This is a genomic window from Arthrobacter sp. NPDC057009, from assembly GCF_042673905.1.
Taxonomy (GTDB): Bacteria; Actinomycetota; Actinomycetes; order Actinomycetales; family Micrococcaceae; genus Arthrobacter.
Genome location: NZ_JBHUSB010000030.1, coordinates 16,684 through 35,067, shown reverse-complemented (window position 1 = coordinate 35,067; position 18,384 = coordinate 16,684). Strand labels below are relative to the sequence as shown.

Annotated in this window: 19 protein-coding genes; 13 read left to right on the top strand and 6 right to left on the bottom strand. The window is 66.5% G+C overall.

Annotated features, from left to right (window positions below):
- Positions 1-123: 123 nt before the first annotated feature.
- A complete protein-coding gene (locus tag ACFTR6_RS20760; protein WP_377959304.1) occupies positions 124-1,971 on the bottom strand; it encodes an alpha-amylase family glycosyl hydrolase in 1,848 nt (615 codons plus the stop codon).
- Positions 1,972-2,097: 126 nt separating this feature from the next.
- Between ACFTR6_RS20760 and ACFTR6_RS20755 the strand changes: the two genes are divergently transcribed.
- The 5 genes from ACFTR6_RS20755 (at position 2,098) to ACFTR6_RS20735 (ending at position 6,724) form a co-directional block, all read left to right on the top strand.
- A complete protein-coding gene (locus tag ACFTR6_RS20755) occupies positions 2,098-3,390 on the top strand; it encodes an ABC transporter substrate-binding protein (protein ID WP_076799020.1) in 1,293 nt (430 codons plus the stop codon).
- Between the two features lie 7 nt (positions 3,391-3,397).
- Positions 3,398-4,435, top strand: coding sequence for a carbohydrate ABC transporter permease (locus tag ACFTR6_RS20750; RefSeq protein ID WP_076799019.1), 1,038 nt, complete (start codon positions 3,398-3,400; stop codon positions 4,433-4,435).
- A complete protein-coding gene (locus ACFTR6_RS20745) occupies positions 4,432-5,331 on the top strand; it encodes a carbohydrate ABC transporter permease (protein ID WP_076799018.1) in 900 nt (299 codons plus the stop codon). Before ACFTR6_RS20750 ends, ACFTR6_RS20745 begins: the two co-directional genes overlap by 4 nt.
- Positions 5,328-5,591: a hypothetical protein gene (locus tag ACFTR6_RS20740; RefSeq protein WP_377959303.1), complete on the top strand. Its 264-nt coding sequence runs from the start codon at positions 5,328-5,330 to the stop codon at positions 5,589-5,591. The genes ACFTR6_RS20745 and ACFTR6_RS20740 overlap by 4 nt, the downstream gene beginning before the upstream one ends.
- 77 nt (positions 5,592-5,668) lie before the next feature.
- Positions 5,669-6,724, top strand: a complete 1,056-nt coding sequence (locus tag ACFTR6_RS20735) for a LacI family DNA-binding transcriptional regulator (RefSeq protein WP_076799016.1) — start codon at positions 5,669-5,671, stop codon at positions 6,722-6,724.
- A gap of 10 nt (positions 6,725-6,734) precedes the next feature.
- Here the strand turns inward: ACFTR6_RS20735 and ACFTR6_RS20730 are convergent, their stop codons facing one another.
- Positions 6,735-7,631 (bottom strand): hypothetical protein, encoded by an 897-nt coding sequence (locus ACFTR6_RS20730; RefSeq protein ID WP_087871796.1) that lies wholly within the window; start codon positions 7,629-7,631, stop codon positions 6,735-6,737.
- Between the two features lie 33 nt (positions 7,632-7,664).
- Positions 7,665-8,471, bottom strand: coding sequence for an exodeoxyribonuclease III (locus ACFTR6_RS20725; RefSeq protein WP_076799014.1), 807 nt, complete (start codon positions 8,469-8,471; stop codon positions 7,665-7,667).
- A gap of 149 nt (positions 8,472-8,620) precedes the next feature.
- Between ACFTR6_RS20725 and ACFTR6_RS20720 the strand changes: the two genes are divergently transcribed.
- The 6 genes from ACFTR6_RS20720 to ACFTR6_RS20695 all read left to right on the top strand — a co-directional run bounded on the left by ACFTR6_RS20720 (position 8,621) and on the right by ACFTR6_RS20695 (position 14,308).
- Positions 8,621-10,120: a CoA-acylating methylmalonate-semialdehyde dehydrogenase gene (locus ACFTR6_RS20720; RefSeq protein ID WP_377959302.1), complete on the top strand. Its 1,500-nt coding sequence runs from the start codon at positions 8,621-8,623 to the stop codon at positions 10,118-10,120.
- Positions 10,120-11,253, top strand: a complete 1,134-nt coding sequence (locus tag ACFTR6_RS20715) for an enoyl-CoA hydratase/isomerase family protein (RefSeq protein ID WP_377959301.1) — start codon at positions 10,120-10,122, stop codon at positions 11,251-11,253. Before ACFTR6_RS20720 ends, ACFTR6_RS20715 begins: the two co-directional genes overlap by 1 nt.
- Positions 11,246-12,184, top strand: coding sequence for a 3-hydroxyisobutyrate dehydrogenase (gene mmsB, locus ACFTR6_RS20710; protein WP_076799012.1), 939 nt, complete (start codon positions 11,246-11,248; stop codon positions 12,182-12,184). The genes ACFTR6_RS20715 and mmsB overlap by 8 nt, the downstream gene beginning before the upstream one ends.
- A 39-nt stretch (positions 12,185-12,223) precedes the next feature.
- Positions 12,224-13,003 (top strand): enoyl-CoA hydratase, encoded by a 780-nt coding sequence (locus ACFTR6_RS20705; RefSeq protein ID WP_076799011.1) that lies wholly within the window; start codon positions 12,224-12,226, stop codon positions 13,001-13,003.
- A complete protein-coding gene (locus ACFTR6_RS20700) occupies positions 13,000-13,821 on the top strand; it encodes a type II CAAX prenyl endopeptidase Rce1 family protein (RefSeq protein ID WP_076799010.1) in 822 nt (273 codons plus the stop codon). The genes ACFTR6_RS20705 and ACFTR6_RS20700 overlap by 4 nt, the downstream gene beginning before the upstream one ends.
- Positions 13,822-14,044: 223 nt before the next feature.
- Positions 14,045-14,308, top strand: a complete 264-nt coding sequence (locus tag ACFTR6_RS20695) for a hypothetical protein (protein ID WP_087871798.1) — start codon at positions 14,045-14,047, stop codon at positions 14,306-14,308.
- A 25-nt stretch (positions 14,309-14,333) separates the two neighbouring features.
- On the opposite strand, the gene ACFTR6_RS20690 is transcribed toward ACFTR6_RS20695, so the two are convergent.
- Positions 14,334-14,726 (bottom strand): ArsR/SmtB family transcription factor, encoded by a 393-nt coding sequence (locus ACFTR6_RS20690; RefSeq protein WP_377959300.1) that lies wholly within the window; start codon positions 14,724-14,726, stop codon positions 14,334-14,336.
- A gap of 327 nt (positions 14,727-15,053) precedes the next feature.
- Between ACFTR6_RS20690 and ACFTR6_RS20685 the strand changes: the two genes are divergently transcribed.
- On the top strand, positions 15,054-15,329 hold the full coding sequence (locus ACFTR6_RS20685) for a DUF1508 domain-containing protein (protein ID WP_076799008.1): 276 nt from the start codon (positions 15,054-15,056) through the stop codon (positions 15,327-15,329).
- An 8-nt stretch (positions 15,330-15,337) separates the two neighbouring features.
- A complete protein-coding gene (locus ACFTR6_RS20680; protein WP_377959299.1) occupies positions 15,338-16,024 on the top strand; it encodes a PAS and ANTAR domain-containing protein in 687 nt (228 codons plus the stop codon).
- An 87-nt stretch (positions 16,025-16,111) separates the two neighbouring features.
- On the opposite strand, the gene ACFTR6_RS20675 is transcribed toward ACFTR6_RS20680, so the two are convergent.
- Together ACFTR6_RS20675 and ACFTR6_RS20670 are read right to left on the bottom strand one after the other, a co-directional pair.
- Positions 16,112-16,618 (bottom strand): MarR family winged helix-turn-helix transcriptional regulator, encoded by a 507-nt coding sequence (locus tag ACFTR6_RS20675; RefSeq protein ID WP_076799006.1) that lies wholly within the window; start codon positions 16,616-16,618, stop codon positions 16,112-16,114.
- 3 nt (positions 16,619-16,621) lie between these two features.
- Positions 16,622-18,382 carry an AMP-binding protein gene (locus ACFTR6_RS20670; protein WP_377959298.1) on the bottom strand — a complete coding sequence of 587 codons (1,761 nt, stop codon included), beginning with the start codon at positions 18,380-18,382 and terminating at the stop codon, positions 16,622-16,624.
- Positions 18,383-18,384 lie beyond the last annotated feature (2 nt).

Below are 18,384 nucleotides of genomic sequence, written 5' to 3'. Positions count from 1 at the left end.
GTGGAATTGGACTCTAGACAAGCCCCACTCCACCCGGAGGTCTTCTTCATGTCACCGAACCACGCCGAGCGTCACTAACGTCCGTGGTCAATACAGCTAGCCGGGTGCATTGGCCGGGCTGCGTTAGCCGGCCACCAGGTACGCCGTGCTGTTGGGGGCAACCACTGCCTCGCCGCCACCAGGTTCCCCGGCAGGCCGTTCTTCAGCGCTTGACAGCGCCACCCGGTAACCGTCGGGGACCGGCGTCGGCTCCGCGCCCGTGTTGGCGACCACCAGGACATCGCGGTTGTGAAAGGCCAGTACGCCCCGTTCGGGGTCGTGGTTGTCCGCCCAGCAGAATGTTCCGGATCCCAGTCCGTGGCTCCGCCGCGCCGTGAGCGCGGAGCGGTACAGCTCCAGCGTCGAGCCCTTGACCCCTTCCTGCCGGTCCGCAGCGAGATCCCCGAACACCTCGGGCTGGGGCAGCCATGGGGCGGCCGGGGCCGGCACCGCGGAGGACGCTGCGAAGCCGTAGCCGGGGGCCGCGGATTTCCACGGCAGCGGCACGCGGCAGCCGTCGCGGCCCCGCTCGATGCCGTTGGTCCGGAAGAATGACGGGTCCTGGCGGGCCTCTGCCGGCAACGAGGTGTGCTCAGGCAGGCCAAGCTCTTCGCCCTGGTAGATGTAGGCGGAGCCGGGGAGGGCGAGGGACACCAGCGTGGCCGCCCTTGCACGGGCCAGTCCGAGTGCGGCATCCGGCTGCTCGTCCTTCGCGGCAATGCCCTTCGGGAAGGTGGTGGGGTCCTGCAATCCGAAGCGGGTCGGATGGCGCACCGTGTCGTGGTTGCTCAATACCCAGGTGGACGGCGCACCGACGGATGCGGCCGCCTTAAGGGAATCCTCGATGGCCACGGCCATCCGCTGCGCGTCCCAGCCGGCCAGGAGGAAGTCGAAGTTGAAGGCCTGCTGCATCTCGTCCGGACGGATGTACCGCGCCAGCCGCTCAGCCGGTTCAACCCAGGCCTCCGCAACCAGCATGCGGTCGCCGTCGTACCCGGCCAGGACCCGGTTCCAGTCCCGGTAGATGTCGTGGACGCCGTCCTGGTCGAAGAAGGGCGACGGCGGATACAGCGGCGATACGGGCTCGTGCCCGGCGCCACCGGAGTCAGGGGCCGGGGACACGTGCGCCGTATGCGGTTCAACGGCCTCTCCGTGCGCGCCCGGAGGATCCGTCAAATGGGCTGCTTCAGCGGAACCTTCCACCATGGCCGCAACGCCCTCCCAGTCCGGAAGGCCGGCTTCCTTCACCATGCCGTGGGCCACGTCCACCCGGAAGCCGTCCACACCCCGGTCCAGCCAGAAGCGGAGCACGGAACGCATCTCCTCCCAGACCTCCGGGTTTTCCCAGTTGAGGTCCGGCTGCTTCGTGTCGAACAGGTGCAGGTACCAGTCCCCGGGCGTGCCGTCGGCATTCGTGGTCCGCGTCCAGGCCGGCCCGCCAAAGATGGACTTCCAGTTGTTGGGGGCGATGTTTCCGTCGCCGGAGCCGGCAACCTCGTCCTTCCCCGGCCGGAAGATGTAGCGCTCCCTGGCGGCCGAGCCGGGTTCCGCCGCAAGGGCTTCCCGGAACCACACATGTTCATCGGAGGTGTGGTTGGGCACCAGGTCGACGATCACCTTCAGGCCGCGGCTGTGGGCTTCGTCCAGCATGGCGTCGAAATCCGCGAGCGTGCCGAAGGCCGGATCCACCTGCCGGTAATCGGCGACGTCATACCCGCCGTCGGCCTGCGGGGATTTGTAGAACGGCGAAAGCCAGACCGCATCGACCCCGAGCTGCTGCAGGTAGGGCAGGCGTGCGGTGATGCCGGGCAGGTCACCCATGCCGTCACCGTTCCCGTCAGAGAAGGAGCGCGGATAGATCTGATAGACAACGGCGTTGGCCCACCACGTTGCTGTCTCGGAAGCCGGTGTGCTGATCGGGCGATGGGTCATGGTTGCCTCTCCGGTAACAATTCTGTGTAAACGCTTGCATATCTTCGGGCAACGTTACTAGTGTGACAGTCACCACATCAACCGCACGATTGATTTCCATGTCACTCAGCGAGGAGTCTCCAGCCCATGAAAACGCCAAAGTTCTTACTTCCGGTCGCCACCGCCGGCGTGCTTGCCCTGACACTGTCCGCCTGTGGCGGCGGCGGGGGCGGCACCACGGGCGGCGGTGCCGGCGGCGGCGATGCTGCCAACAACCTGGATGGCCGCGGTCCCATCACCTACGTCCAGGGCAAGGACAACAGCAACGTCGTCCGTCCGCTGGTGGAAAAGTGGAACGCCGCGCACCCGAACGAGAAGGTGACCTTCAAGGAGCAGACGGACCAGGCAGACCAGCAGCACGATGACCTCGTGCAGCACTTCCAGGCCAAGGACGCCGGCTACGATGTCATGTCCGTTGACCTCGTGTGGACCGCCGAGTTCGCGGCGAAGGGCTGGCTCCAGCCGCTCAAGGACAAGATGGCAATCGATACTTCAGCCATGCTGCCGTCCACGGTGGCCGGCGCTTCCTACAAGGACACCCTGTACGCAGCACCCCAGAACTCCGACGGCGGCATCCTCTACTACCGCAAGGACCTCGTTCCCACTCCGCCCAAGACCTGGGACGAGATGATGCAGATGTGCGACATCGCCAAGAAGAACAACATCGGCTGCTACTCCGGCCAGTTCAAGCAGTATGAGGGCCTCACGGTCAATGCCTCCGAGGCCATCAACTCCGCGGGCGGGTCCGTGCTGGACAAGGACGGAAAGCCGAGCCTGAACACGCCTGAGGCCAAGGAAGGCCTGTCCAACCTCGTTGACGCTTTCAAGGATGGCAGCATCCCGAAGGAAGCGATCACTTACCAGGAAGAGGAGAGCCGCCGCGCCTTCCAGTCCGGTAACCTGCTGTTCCACCGCAACTGGCCGTACGTCTACAACCTGGCCGTCACGGAAGGTTCGTCGAAGGTCAAGGACAAGCTGGGCATGGCTGCACTTCCCGGCAAGGACGGGCCCGGTGCTTCCTCCCTCGGCGGGCACAACGTCGGCGTGAGCGTCTATTCCGAGAACAAGGCAACGGCCCTGGACTTCCTGAAGTTCATCACCTCCGAGGAGACCCAGCGCTTCTACGCCACCCAGGGTTCGCTCGCTCCGGTCCTCACGAGCCTGTATGACGACGCCGCACTGGTGAAGAAGCTTCCGTACCTGCCGGTTCTGAAGACCTCCATCGAAAACGCCGTGCCGCGGCCGGTAACCCCGTTCTACCCGGCCGTCACCCAGGCGATCCAGGAGAACTCGTATGCTGCCCTGAAGGGCGACAAGTCTGTGGATCAGGCGCTGTCTGATATGCAGAAGTCCATCGAGACCGCCGGTGCAGGATCGTAGTTCAGCCATGGCTACCGAAGTAGGCTCGACGCCGGTCAAGGCACCGGCGTCGGGCGGCACCCCGATCCACCACGGTCCCAAGGGCGTCGGCGAGGACAACAAGATCCTGAGCCAGGGAAAGTGGGCCGCATGGCTCCTTGCCCCGACCATCATCGCCCTCGCCGTCGTCATCGTTTACCCGATCATCAGCGCCATCGTGATGTCCTTCCAGAAGGACGCCGGCCTGGACCCTGCCACAGGCCTCTTCACGGCCGGCGGACCCGCGGGCATCCAGAACTACGTGAACTGGCTCGGCCAGCAGTGTGCCGCCCCCGCCGGCGGCACCATTGCATGCCCGCCCGGCACCCTCGGCGCGCAGTTCTGGACCGCCACCGGCACCACGTTCATCTTCACCATCATCACCGTCACCCTGGAAACCGTGCTCGGCTTCTGGATGGCGATGATCATGGCCCGGACGTTCAAGGGCCGCAGCCTGGTCCGTGCTGCGGTGCTGGTGCCGTGGGCCATTCCCACCGCGGTGACCGCACAGCTGTGGCTGTTCATCTTTGACTTCCAGGGCATCGCCAACAAGATCTTCAACACGAGCATCCTCTGGACCGGAAGCGAGTGGCCGGCCAAGTGGGCAGTCATCATCGCCGACACCTGGAAGACCACCCCGTTCATGGCGCTGCTGATCCTCGCCGGACTCCAGATGATCCCGGCCGAGGTTTACGAGGCTGCCAAGGTGGACGGAGCATCGGCGTGGCAGCGGTTCCGGATGATCACCCTGCCGCTGGTCAAGCCCGCCCTGATGGTGGCCATCCTCTTCCGAACCCTGGATGCCCTGCGCATGTTCGACCTGCCGTACATCCTGACGGGCGGCGCGAACAACACCACCACGTTGTCCATCCTGGTCATCAACCAGATCAGGCAAGGGTTCAACTCGGCGGCGGCGCTGTCCACCATCACCTTCATCATCATCTTCATTGTCGCTTTCATCTTTGTCCGTTTCCTCGGCGCAAATGTTGTTGAGCAGAGCGGCGCCACCGGTAAGGGGAAGAAATGACCGCCGCGACATCCTCCGCCACAAGCCTTCGTGAGGCCCAGGACAGGGGCCGCCGCAAGGCCCAGAACAAGGAGAAGCTGGCGCATGCCCGCACCTATATCAGCGCCGCGGTAATCCTGATCTGGTGCCTGGCACCTGCGTACTGGATGGTCGTGGTGGCGTTCCGTGAAGTCGGCTTCACGTACGACACCTCGATCCTGCCCAGCCACGTGACACTGGACAACTTCATCACGGCCTTCGACACCTCGTTCGGCAACCGCTTCGGCCAGGCCCTGCTGAACAGCATCTTCATCGGCGTGGTGGTCACCGCCATCTCGCTGCTGATCGGTGTTTTCGCGGCCTATGCCCTCGCCCGGCTGAACTTCCGGTTCAAGTACATGGTCCTCGGCTTCATCCTTGGCGCCTCCATGTTCCCCGGCGTTGCCCTGATCACCCCGCTGTTCCAGCTGTTCACCAACATCGGCTGGATGGGAACCTACCAGGCGCTGATCATCCCGAACATCTCGTTCGTCCTGCCGCTGACCGTCTACACGATGACGTCCTTCTTCCGTGAAATGCCCTGGGAACTGGAGGAATCTGCCCGCGTGGACGGCTGCACGCAGGGACAGGCGTTCCGCAAGGTCATCATGCCCCTTGCCGCGCCGGCTATTTTCACCACGGCGATCCTGGCGTTCATCTCCTCCTGGAATGAATTCCTTATCGCCAGCCAGCTCTCCAGCGATGCGACCCAGCCGGTGACGGTGGCCATCGCCAACTTCGCCGGAGCGCAGCCGCAGCAGATTCCGTACACGGCGATCATGGCTGCCGGCACCATCGTCACCATTCCGCTGGTCATCCTGGTGCTGGTGTTCCAGCGCAAGATTGTGGCTGGCCTGACGGCGGGCGCCGTCAAGTGACACACGGAGCAGCACCACAGCACCGGGAGCCGGTACGGGCCGCACCCAAGCGCGTCCGGTCGGGTGAGGACTTCGACATCATCATCGGATTCCTCGGCTTCTGGGCCGTGGTGCTGCTCGTCGTCACCGTCTGGATGGAGGTGACGGCGCAGCCCGCCCTAGGCTGGGCGCTGGGGCTGCTGGTCACACTGCTTGCGCTGTACGGAATGGTCAGGCTCCGCCGGCGCCTCCCCGCCCGCACGGCCACCCGCCGCAAGTGACTCCGGCCGGACTAAAATGGATTCTTGCCGCCGGGGGAATATGGCGGAAATCCGCATGAGGACATAGAGAGGACATCGTGGCGCGCACTACTGAAAGGGCACAGCGCGGTGGCCACTCAGGAGTCAGCATCGAGGACGTGGCCGCGGCCGCAGGTGTTTCCACGGCAACCGTGTCCCGCGCCGTGCGCGGCCTGCCGCGCGTGTCGCCGGCAACCCGGGAAAGGATCCTCGAGGTGGCCACCGCGCTGGGCTACGTCGCCTCGTCCTCGGCGTCGGGCCTGGCCACCGGCCGCACCAAGACCATCGGCGTGCTGGCCCCGTTTGTGAGCCGGTGGTTCTTCTCGAAAGCCATCGAGGGCGCGGACCGTGAACTGCACGCCCGGCAGTACAACCTTTCCCTCTTCAACCTCGGCGGCCACGGCAGCCACCGCGAGCGGCTCTTCAGCAAGACCATGGTCTACAAGCAGATCGACGCCCTCCTGGTCCTGTGTATGGCATTGACCCGCGACGAGCTCGAGCACCTGCAGAAGATCGACATTCCGCTGGTGGTGGTGGGCGGCCACGTGGAGGAATGTGCCTACATAGGCATAGACGACTACGCGGCGGCCTCCACCGCCGTCAAGCACCTGATCGAACTCGGCCACCGGGACATCGCACTGCTGCACGGCGACGACGAAACGGACCTCAACTTCGACGTTCCCCGGGTCCGTATCCTTGCCTTTCAGGACGTGATGACGGCTGCGGGCCTGGAAGTCCGGCCCGAGTGGGACGAGTGGGGTGACTTCACCGTCCGCAGCGGCCAGGAGGCATTCCGCCGGCTCTGGGCCCAGCCCGGCGCCAAGCCGACAGCCATCTTCTGCGCGTCCGACGAAATGGCCATGGGCGTCATCTTCGAAGCGAACCGCGTCGGTGTCCGGGTTCCCGAGGACCTGTCCGTGATCGGCATCGACGACCACGACTTTTCCGACGCCATCGGCCTCACCACCGTGGGGCAGCGGCCGGACGAGCAGGCCGAGCTTGGCACCAAGATGCTGCTGGACGAACTCCTGGGTATCCCCGATTCGGTGCGGTCCTCCGTCGCGCCCCACCGCCTGATCGTCAGGCGCACGACGGCGCCGCCCCGCTCTTCCTGACCGTCGGGGCTTAGGATGCGCGGGCCAGCTGGCGGATGGGGATCCAGCGCGAAGCGAGCCGGCGGTAGGCGGCGGCAGCGCCCGTCATGTCCCCTTCGGCGAGGCACTCGATGCCCAGCCGCACGTCCATGGGGGAGTCGTCCGGGTAGACCTTGTCCGCCACCGCGCCGTAGTCCAGCTCCACCATGGAGTCGGCATGGAAGAGCTCCAGCCATTCGGTGAGCTGCGTGAGGTCGTCCAGCATGTCCAGGTCCGGAGCGGCGAGAGCCAGGTTCGCGACGGCGTAGCGCACCCGGTCGAGGGCGTCGGAGATCGGTGCCCACACGCGCACGGTGAGGATCTTGCCGCCTGCCTCGACGACGTCCTGTGGGTCTGATTCGAGGAACAGCGAAAACCAGCTGAACGGGATGCCCCAGGTGGAGGCGCGGGTGTGCACCCGGGTGATCCCGTCGCGCGCGTTGACCTGGTCGATGCGTTCCTGGTGCCTGTCCCGCTGCTCCTCGGGGATCAGCAGCTCGGCCAGGGGCCCGTGGATGCCTTCGATCAGGGCGTTGGCCGCCAGCCCGGCCCGAAGCACCAGCTGGCTGGGGCAGTAAAGCAGCGCCACGCCGTCGGCCGCTTCCTCATCGCCTTCCTTGGCGGCACCCTCCACGGGGACCCCGGGGGCGCGGGTGACCCGCACCAGATCGGTCCGGCCCGTGGGGAACGGATCGCCGCCGGGCCGGGTGATCCGGCCCAGCGAAGCCTGCAGCTCCGCGTTCTCGACGGCGGCGCGGGACACCGCGCGCTCGCCGGCCGACTTGATGGCGGCGCGCTGGTCCTCAGGAAACGCGTCCAGTGGCTCATAGACGCGCAGCGTGGAGGAAAACGGCAACCCGGCCTGGCCGCGGTAGAGGTTGCCCGTCATGAATGCCTGCCTGTCATCAGCCGTCAGCCCCTATCAGTCGGTCAGTTCCACAATCACCGGTGCGTGGTCGGAAGCGCCCTTGCCTTTGCGTTCCTCGCGGTCGATTGATGCTCCGGAAACCCGCGAGGCGAGCGCGGGCGAGGCGAGCACGAAGTCGATCCGCATGCCCTCCTTCTTGGGAAACCGCAGCTGGGTGTAGTCCCAGTACGTGTAGACGCCCGGACCCGGGGTGTGGGGGCGGACGACGTCGGAGTACCCGGCGGACTCGAAGGCGTGGAACGCGGCACGTTCGGGCTCGCTGACGTGAGTGTAGCCCTGGGTGAGGAAGAGGTCGATGTCCCAGACGTCGTCGTCCGTGGGGGCGATGTTCCAGTCGCCCATCAGCGCCACCTGGGCGGACGGGTCCTCCGAAATCCAGCCGGCCGCGTGGTTCTTCAGGGCATCAAGCCACTTGAGCTTGTAGGGCATGTGCTCGTCGTCGAGGGAGCGGCCGTTGGGAACGTAGAGGCTCCAGACGCGGACGCCGCCGCAGGTGGCGGCCATGGCGCGGGCTTCCTGGACGGGATCCTTGCCCGCCTTGCCGAAATGCGGCTGGTCCGTGAAGCCGCGTTCGACGTCGTCCAGGCCCACCCGGGAGGCGATGGCCACCCCGTTCCACTGGTTGACGCCGTAGTGCGCCACCTCGTAGCCCATGCGCTCGAAGAGCTCCCACGGAAAGTTGTCGTCCTTGCACTTGGTTTCCTGAATGGCCAGGACATCACAGTCGGAGCGCTGCAGCCACGCCTCCACACGGTCGGCACGGGCACGCAGCGAGTTCACATTCCAGGTAGCTATCTTCACAGTCCTAACTTACCGAACTTGGACGCCGATGGGACTCCCGGCAAACGCCCGCCACGGCCGCCCACACTCGCCCCGGGACTCTGGAATTTAGTAGGAAGTCCGAGTAGATTCAGCACCAGAGATGACCGGGGTCATGCAAAGGAGCATCCATGGTTCGCGAACTTTCCCACTACATTGGCGGCCGGCGGGTCGATGGCACGTCCGGCCGGTACAGCGACGTCTATGATCCCTGCACCGGAGAGGTCCAGGCCAAGGTGCCGCTGGCCGGCGCGGAAGAGGTCCGGAACGCTGTCGCCAACGCCGAAAAAGCCCAGCCGGAGTGGGGTGCCATGAACGCCCAGCGGCGCGGCCGCATCCTGCTCAGGTTCGTGGACCTCGTGAACCAGAACATGGATGAGCTCGCCGCCCTCCTGTCCTCCGAACACGGGAAGACCCTCGCGGACGCCAGGGGCGACATCCAGCGCGGCATCGAGGTGGTGGAGTTCGCCGCCGGCGCCCCGCACCTGCTCAAGGGCGAGTTCTCCGATGACGCCGGCGCAGGCATCGACGTCCACTCCATGCGCCAGCCACTGGGCGTGGTCGCCGGCATCACGCCGTTCAACTTCCCCGCCATGATCCCGCTGTGGAAGTCCGGACCGGCGCTGGCGGCAGGCAACGCCTTCATCCTCAAGCCGTCCGAACGCGACCCGTCCGTGCCGCTGCGGCTCGCGGAGCTCTACTCCGAGGCGGGGGTCCCGGACGGCGTCTTCAATGTGGTCAACGGCGACAAGGAAGCCGTGGATGCGCTGCTCGAGGACGAGCGTGTCCAGGCGGTCGGCTTCGTGGGTTCCACCCCGATCGCCCAGTACATCTACGCCACGGCGGCGGCCCACGGCAAGCGGGCCCAGTGCTTCGGCGGCGCCAAGAACCACATGGTGATCATGCCGGACGCGGACCTGGACATGGCCGCCGACGCCCTGATCGGCGCCGGCTACGGCTCGGCCGGGGAACGCTGCATGGCGGTGTCCGTGGCTGTCCCTGTGGGGGAGGAAACCGCGAACAACCTCGTGGCGAGGCTGCAGGAGCGGATCAAGTCCCTGAAGGTGGGGCACAGCCTGGCCAAGGACTCGGACTTCGGGCCGGTGGTGACGCCGGCCGCCAAGGAGCGGATCGAGGGCTACATCAGGTCCGGCGAAGAGGACGGGGCCTCGCTCCTGGTGGACGGCCGCGGCCTGACCGTGGACGGCTATGACGGCGGCTTCTGGATTGGCCCCACCCTGTTCGACAACGTCACCAAGGACATGAAGATCTACCGCGAGGAGATCTTCGGCCCGGTGCTCAGCGTCCTCCGCGCGTCCGACTACGACGAGGCCCTCCGGCTCTGCAGCGAGCACGAGTTCGGCAACGGGGTGGCCATCTTCACCCGGGACGGCGACGCGGCGCGGGACTTCGCCAGCAGGGTGCAGGTGGGCATGGTGGGCATCAACGTCCCCATTCCGGTGCCCATTGCCTACTACACGTTCGGCGGCTGGAAGGCATCCGGGTTCGGGGACCTCAACCAGCACGGCGCGGATGCCTTCCGCTTCTACACCAAGACCAAGACCGTGACCTCGCGCTGGCCCTCCGGCATCCGGCAGGGCGCCAGCTTCATCATGCCGGAAGGAAGCTGATGACTGAACCTGCCCCGAACGGAACGCCGGCAGACCCGGCAGCGACCTCTGCACAAGGGGAGCTTCCTGAAGAAGACGGATTGTTCGAACAGGACGTGTTTTTCGAGCAGCGGGGCAGGCTGGGGGTGGTCACTCTCAACCGGCCCAGGGCAGTCAACGCGCTCACGGCCGGCATGGTCGCCGCCATCCTGGAGCAGCTCACCGCCTGGGCCGACGACGACACCGTGGCCACCGTGCTGGTCCAGGGCGCCGGCGACCGCGGCCTGTGCGCGGGCGGGGACATTGTGGCCATCTACCGGGACATCCTCGCCGGCGGCGACGAAACGGCACGCTTCTGGGCGGACGAATACCGCATGAACTCGCTGATTGCGCGGTTTCCCAAGCCGTATGTCGCGTTCATGGACGGGCTGGTGCTGGGCGGCGGCGTGGGCATCTCCGCGCACGGCTCCCTGCGCATCGTCACCGAACGCACCCGGAGCGGGATGCCGGAGACCACCATCGGGTTTGTGCCCGACGTCGGCGGGACCCTCCTGCTCTCACGCTCACCGGGGGAGACGGGCACCCATGCCGCCCTCACGGGCGCCCACCTCAGCGGGGCGGACGCGCTGTTCCTGGGGCTTGCCGACCACTTCGTCCCGTCCGGAACGCTCGAGGAGCTCGCGGCGGCGCTGGAACACGAAAGCGCGGAAGCCGCCGTCGCACGCTTTGCCGAAACGGCGCCCCCCTCGGAACTGGAAGCACAGCGGGACTGGATCGACGCCTGCTATTCCGCCGACGACGCCGAGGAGATCGTCCGGCGGCTGCGGGCCGCGGGCGGGGAAGCCGCGGCCGCCGCAGACACGATCGAGGCGAAATCGCCCACCGCCGTCAAGGTCACCCTCGCCTCGCTGCGCAGGTCACGCGGACTGAGCCTGGACGAAGTGCTCGCGGAGGAATACCGGGTGGGACTGCACTGCCTCGGCGGCCCTGACTTCCGGGAGGGGATCCGGGCACAGGTCGTGGACAAGGACCGCAACCCGCAGTGGCGGCCGGCCACACTGCAGGAGGTGCGCACAGAGGACGTCGAGCGGTACTTTGCGCCGCTGGGGGACCGGGAACTGGTTCTGTGGGAAAAGGAGTCGGACCATGCCTGATGAAGTGAACGGGCCTGATACAGCCAAACCGCGGGTTGCCTTCCTGGGATTGGGCCACATGGGCGGTCCCATGGCGGTCAACCTGGTCAAGGCAGGCTACGAGGTCATCGGCTTCGACGTGGTGCCGGCCGCGCTGGACGCTGCGCGTGAGCACGGCATCCCCACCGCGGCGACTGCGGTGGAGACCGTAACCGGAGCCGACGTGGTGCTCACGATGTTCCCGAGCGGCCAGCACGTGCTGGACGCCTACCAGGGCAACGGCGGGGAACAGGGACTGCTGGCCGCCGCGGCACCGAACACCATGTTCCTGGACTGCTCCACCATCAACGTCGACGAGGCACGCGAAGCCGCCAGGCTGGCCCTCGACGCCGGGCACCGCTCCGTGGACGCGCCGGTTTCCGGCGGGGTTGTGGGGGCGGAGGCCGGCACGCTGACGTTCATGGTCGGTGCCCTGCCGGAGGACTTTGAAACGGTACGGCCCCTGTTCGACGTCATGGGCAAACGCGCCGTGCTGTGCGGCGAGCACGGCGCCGGCCAGGCAGCGAAGGTCTGCAACAACCTCATTCTGGGCGTCTCGATGATCGCGGTCAGCGAGGCATTCGTCCTCGGGGAGAAGCTCGGGCTGACGCACCAGGCCCTGTTCGACGTCGCGTCCGCGGCGTCTGGACAGTGCTGGGCCCTCACCACCAACTGCCCCGTCCCGGGACCGGTGCCCACCAGCCCGGCCAACCGCGACTACCAGCCCGGATTCGCCGGGGCATTGATGGCCAAGGACCTCCGGCTGGCGCTGAACGCCCTCCGGTCCACCGGCGTGGCTGCCCGGATGGGGCCGCTGGCCTCCGAAATTTATGACGCCTTCGCCGCGGAAGGCGGGGCGGGCCGGGATTTTTCCGGCATCATCACCGACATCAGGGACAAGTCAGGACAGTAGGCTTAGTTTCAGGACGTAGCAACCACGTGAGGGGCATGGATGACGCACGAGTACGGGAACATTCTGGTGGAGCGCCGCGGGCGCGTCGGCCTCGTTACCCTGAACAGGCCCGAGGCGCTGAACGCCCTGGACAGGACGACCCTGGAGGAACTCGTGGCGGCGGTTTCAGCCATGGACACCGACCCCGGCGTCGGAGCCGTTGTGATTACCGGCTCGGGGAAAGCCTTCGCCGCGGGCGCCGACATCAAGGAGATGGCGGACAAGGGCTACCTGGAGATGTACGACGCCGACTGGTTCCGCGGGTGGGAGGACCTCACCCGCCTGCGCATCCCCCTGATCGCCGCGGTGTCAGGTTTCGCTCTGGGCGGCGGCTGCGAGCTGGCCATGATGTGCGACTTCATCATTGCCGGGGACAACGCCAAGTTCGGCCAGCCGGAAATCAACCTCGGAGTGGTTCCCGGCATGGGCGGGTCCCAGCGGCTCACCCGCGCGGTGGGCAAGGCCAAGGCCATGGACATGATCCTCACGGGCCGGTTCATCGACGCGGCCGAGGCGGAACGCTCGGGCCTGGTGGCACGGGTGGTGCCGGCCGCGGACACCGTGGAGGAGGCTCTGAAGGCCGCGGAGGTCATCGCTTCCAAGTCGAAGCCGGCCGCCATGCTGGCAAAGGAAGCCGTCAACGCGGCCTTCGAGACGGGGCTGGCGCAGGGCGTGCTGTTCGAACGCCGGCTGTTCCATTCGCTCTTCGCCTCGGAGGACCAGAAGGAAGGCATGGCTGCTTTCACGGAGAAGCGCCAGCCGGAGTTCAGGCACCGGTGAGCACTCCGCTAACCGGGGAACGAACCGCCCAGGGGACCTCCCTGCGCGTCGTCCCGGCAGCCATGGTCTCGGCGGCCGGCTTCGTCCTGTTCGTCCTGCACCAGCCCCTGCCGGGCTACGCCCTGCTCGCCGCAGCACTCGCGGTTGCGGCCCTGGTGGACCGTCTGCTGTGCCGCGACCTCGCGCTGATTGCAGCCGGAGTGGCCATCATCAGTGCCGTGCCTATCACCACCGACGTCAGCACGTCCCACATGCTCGTCATGGGTTCGGCGATGATCGCGGCTGTCGGGATTCCCTACGCCGTGTCGCGGTTCGTCACCAAAGAGCACGCGGTGGTGTTCCCGGTCCTGACCGGGCAGAAGTGGACACGGGCAGAGAAGTGGTACCTGCCCGCCGTCGTGGTGATTGGCTATGCCCTGCTGCCCGTGTACATGATCCGGACCGGCGTCTACATGAACTGGCCTGCTGTGCACGACCCCGAGGGCATCGCGCGGCTCTTCATCGGCACCAACGCCCTGGGCATCTGGGATGAGCTGTTCTTCATCTGCACCTGCTTCGCGCTGCTGCGGCGCCACCTGCCCGACTGGCAGGCCAACCTGCTGCAGGCGGTGCTGTTCACCTCGTTCCTGTGGGAACTGGGATTCAAGTCGTGGGCGCCGTTTTTCATCTACCCCTTCGCACTGCTGCAGGCCCGCATCTTCACCGTAACGAAGTCCCTGTCGTACATCGTCAGCGTGCACCTGCTCTTCGACTTCGTGCTGTTCCTGGTGCTGCTCCACGCGCACAACCGGACGTGGATCGACATCTTCCTGTACTGACCCGGTGCAATTCCTTACCTGGCCAGTGGAGTTTTTGTACAGATATTGGCCTCAAAAGGCACTTTTGCCCGCGATATCTGTACAAAAACTCCAATGGGGGCGTGGGTAAATTGCTGCCGAGAATTCACCCGCTGTTAATCGCCATGCCTTAGCGTTGCACTTCAGGCACCCTGTTATTGCAGGCAGGCCTGTCAATCGAGGCAACGCGCAAAGGGGAACGATCGTGGCCGATATCGCTGCTGTACTGGGACGGCTCACAGCCGCTGAGCTTGAAGAAATCCACGCCACCGGCCCGCAGGGGCATCTGAGCCGCAGGAGCGTGGAGGCACTGGACCGTGCCGCCGGCGGTCCCGGCGGCGGCCGCGGCTACTATGTTCCGGCCGGAAGTGTCAGCGGAACGGGCAGCCCGCACGTCGTGCTGAGGAGCGACGTCGCGGCCTGGCTTTTCGGGCATTCCGCACCGGCCGCCGTCGCCGACCCCGCCTAAAAGCCTCCGGCGCAAAAGTCTCCGGCTAGCCTGCGGCCTGTGCCGCGGACGTCAGTGACGGCGCCGGTGCCGTGGCTGGGGCGGCATTGGGTCCGCCATTCTGGCGCAGGCCGCCGTCGAGGATAGCGCCCAGCAGGCCGCGGGCGGCGTCGAGGACTTCTCGCACCTCAGGGGACGTCAGCTCGTAGAAGAGGCGGCCATCCTTGCGGGACGGGACGATCAGCCGCTGGCGCCGCAGGATGCCAAGGTGCTGTGAAAGGTTCGAGGCTTCGAGGCCGGTGCCGTCCCGGAGGCTGCTCACGGTAACCGGACCGCTGGCAAGCATTTCCAGGACCAGGATACGCGCAGGGTGGCCCATGGACTTGAACAGGTCCGCCTTCACCTCGGTGTGGATCACGCCGTCGGGCATGTCACCCATTGTGGATTCCTTCCAGTGTTCCTTGCCAGGCATTGCTCGTCCCGCCAAACTGATGCCCCCAAGGCGTACAGATCTAAGTATAGAGACAGAACGGTCTGTCTCAGACGAAGGGGGTCAACTTTTGTTGGCGAACCTGTCCCGCACAGGGACGGAGGCGCGCCGGAGGCCGGTCGGACCCTTGCCAACGCGCGGGAAGTAGTTCACAATTTCATAAATTCTTCAATTTCCGCCCCTGCTCACCCGCGGGTACGGAACCGAGAAAAAACTTCAGCTGCTTCCGGCGACGACGGCGTCCCGGACGCCGTGTTCCCGGATCCAGGAGGGCTAATGGCTGGCATGTTCGAACTCTTCACCGACGCAGACGCTTCATTCAGATTCCAGCTCACCGCCCCGGACGGCACCGTGATGGCCGTGTCCCGCCCTTTTCCCAGCAAAGCCGCCGCGGTGGAGGGCATTGCCGCCGTCCGTGAATATGCGGGCATGGGACACGTGAAGGAGCTGGCCGCGGCACCGGCGGAGCGGCTCCCCGGCTCCCGCCCCCGCGCGGCCGTGCACCCGCTGCCCAAGCGCATGCCCGTTCAGTGCCAGGGGATGGCCGGGTAGGGAGTCCCATGAGTCTTCCGAAAACCGTCCGTGCCTACTCGAGTGCCCTCGGGCCAGCCGATTGTGTTGCCGGCACGTTCCACTACGACGCCATTTCGGGCCGGCTTGAATGGTCGGACGAGCTTTACGCGCTCCACGGGTACCGCCGCGGCGAGATCGTGCCCACCGTGGAGCTTCTTTATGCACACAAGCACCCCGATGACAGCGAGCGCTGCCACGACATCTTCATGGCAGCCTGCGAAGCGGGCGGATTCTTCTGCAGCTACCACCGCATCATTGATGCGCGCCTGCGGGAACACCGTGTGCTCACTGCCGGCGAGGCGCTCATGGGGAACGAGGGGCTCGTTGCTGTCGAAGGGTTCATGGTGGACCTGACCAGCACGCTGCACTGGGAAACCGAACGGGCGGCGCGGGAAGCGGTTGAAGGCGCGCTTGGCACGCGGAGCACCATCGAGCAGGCCAAGGGCATTCTGATGGGGATCCTGCGGATTGGCTCCGAGGCGGCCTTCGAGCTGCTGGCCCAGTACAGCCAGCACACCAACATCAAGGTGGCCAGCACGGCAGCCGACCTCATCCGGCTGGCCAACAGCCCGGAGCAGGCGGCCTTGCTGGACGCGTTCGTCCAGGAGCTCCAGCGGCGGTCGGAAGACCATGCGCAGAGCCGGGCGGACAAGGATGGCGTGCCGAGCGGCTAGCCGCAGGCGGCCGGCCAGCCTCAGGGTCCGGTTAGTCTCAGGATCCGGCCGGCCCGCAAGACCGGGCCGGCCGTTCCGTAATCCCGCTCAGTCGGTAAAATCCCCGGCGCCGTGGCGGAAGTCGCGCAGGATCCGGATCAGCTGGTGGAGATCCTGTTCGCCGAAACCTGACTGGCTGAATACCTCGCTGTTGAGCACCGCCGTCGCCCTTTTTGCCAGCGTTCGGCCCTCGGCCGTGAGTTCGATCAGGGTGGTGCGCCCGTCGGTGGGATGCGGTGACCGCACCACCAGTCCCGCTGTCTGGAGCCGGTCGACGGCGTTGGTCACGGAGGTGGGATGGACCTGGAGCAGGGCGCTCGCCTTGTTCATGGGCAGCGCGCCGCTCCTGGCGAAGCTGAGCAGCGCGAGCAGTTCATACCGTGCGAAGGTCAACCCGAACGGCTTCAGCGCCCCCTCAATCCGCGCCATCAGGATTTGCTGGGTGCGCATGATTGCCGTGATGGCGGCCATCGGTGCGGCGACGTCACCCCAGCCGTGGATTTCCCAGTTGCGTTGCGCGGCGGCAATCGGGTCACGGGGCAGTGGAGAGCCCACGGCTCAGCCCTGGCTTTTCAGGCCCGGAAAATCCGTCTCGGAGTATTCCGTGCCCAGGCCGCGGGCAGCGCCGGCCGGGCCGGGCCGGGCGCCGTCCGCGTGGCGGATCTCCTCACTGTGCCGCAGCTCGACCCGGCGGATCTTGCCCGAGATGGTCTTCGGCAGCTCGGCGAACTCCAACCGGCGGATGCGCTTGAACGGCGCCAGGTGGTCGCGGCAATAGCGCAGGATTTCCTCGGCGAGCTCCGGCCCCGGTTCGTGGCCAGCCGCCAGCACCACGAACGCCTTGGGTACGGACAGTTTGAGCGGATCGGGGGAGGGGACGACGGCGGCCTCCGCCACGGCCGGGTGCTCGATGAGCACGCTCTCCAGCTCGAACGGGGACAGCCGGTAGTCGGAGGACTTGAAGACGTCGTCGTCCCGGCCCACGTAGGTAATGACGCCGTGCTCGTCCCGGCTGGCCATGTCGCCCGTGTGGTAGTAGCCGCCGCGGAAGGCTTCGGCCGTCTTCTCCGGGTCGCCGTAGTACGACTTCATCAGCCCGGCGGGGCGGGGATCCAGGCGCAGGCACAGCTCGCCGTCGTCGGCCTCTTCCCCGGTGGCCGGATCGACGAGGACCACGTCATACCCGGGCAGGGGCTGGCCCATGGCGCCGATCTTCACGGGCTGGCCGGGCGTGTTGGCCACCTGCACCGTTGTCTCGGTCTGGCCGAAGCCGTCGCGGATAGTCTGGCCCCAGGCACGCTGGACTTGGCCGATGACCTCGGCGTTGAGCGGCTCCCCGGCGGAAACAACCTTGGTGGGAGGGTTTTTGAGGAGGCCGAGGTCCGCCTGGATGAGCATCCGCCACACCGTGGGCGGAGCGCAGAAGCTGGTGACCTTCTCGCGGTCCATCTGCTCCATCAGTGCCCTGGCGTCGAAGCGCTCATAGTTGTAGACGAAGACGCAGGCCTCTGCAATCCACGGGGCGAACAGGTTGGACCAGGCATGTTTCGCCCAGCCCGGGGAAGCCACGTTCAGGTGCACGTCGCCCGGCTCCAACCCGATCCAATACATCGTGGACAGATGGCCCACCGGGTACGACGTATGCGTGTGCTCCACGAGCTTGGCCTTGGAAGTGGTGCCCGAGGTGAAGTAGAGGAGCAGGGTATCGTCCGCCAGGGTGGGGGCGTCCGGGTGGAACTCGGCGGGGGAGGCGGCAGAATCCGCGTACCGCAGAGCGCTGCTGGCGGGGGCGGTGCCCGCACTGCTGCCGGCGTCGGCGATTTCGATCAGCCGGTAGCTGCCGGGCACCTCGGCAAACTTCCCGAGGTTTGAACTGCCGACGGCGGCCCAGCCCGCTTCCCCGCGCTCCACCCGGTCCTTCAGGTCCGCCGGTCCCATGAGCGTGGTGGTGGGGATCAGCACGATGCCAAGCTTGATCCCGGCCAGCACGAGTTCCCACAGTTCCACCTGGTTCCCGAGCATGATGATCATGCGGTCGCCGCGCTTCACGCCCTGGCTGCGGAGCCAGTTGGCCACCTGGCTGGACCGTGCGGACAGGTCGGCGAAGCCGCGGCGGGTGGCCGAGCCGTCCTGTTCCACGATCACCAGTGCTGGGTTGCCGCCGGTGGCAGGATCGGCCCCGATGGCGTCGAACCAATCGAGTGCGAAATTAAACTCCTGGGGCCGGGGCCATTCGAAGCTGCTCCTCGCCTGGCGGTAGTCCTGGCGCAAGGCGAGCAGCTGGTCGCGTGCGGCGCGGAAGTCGTCGGTGACTGTCATGG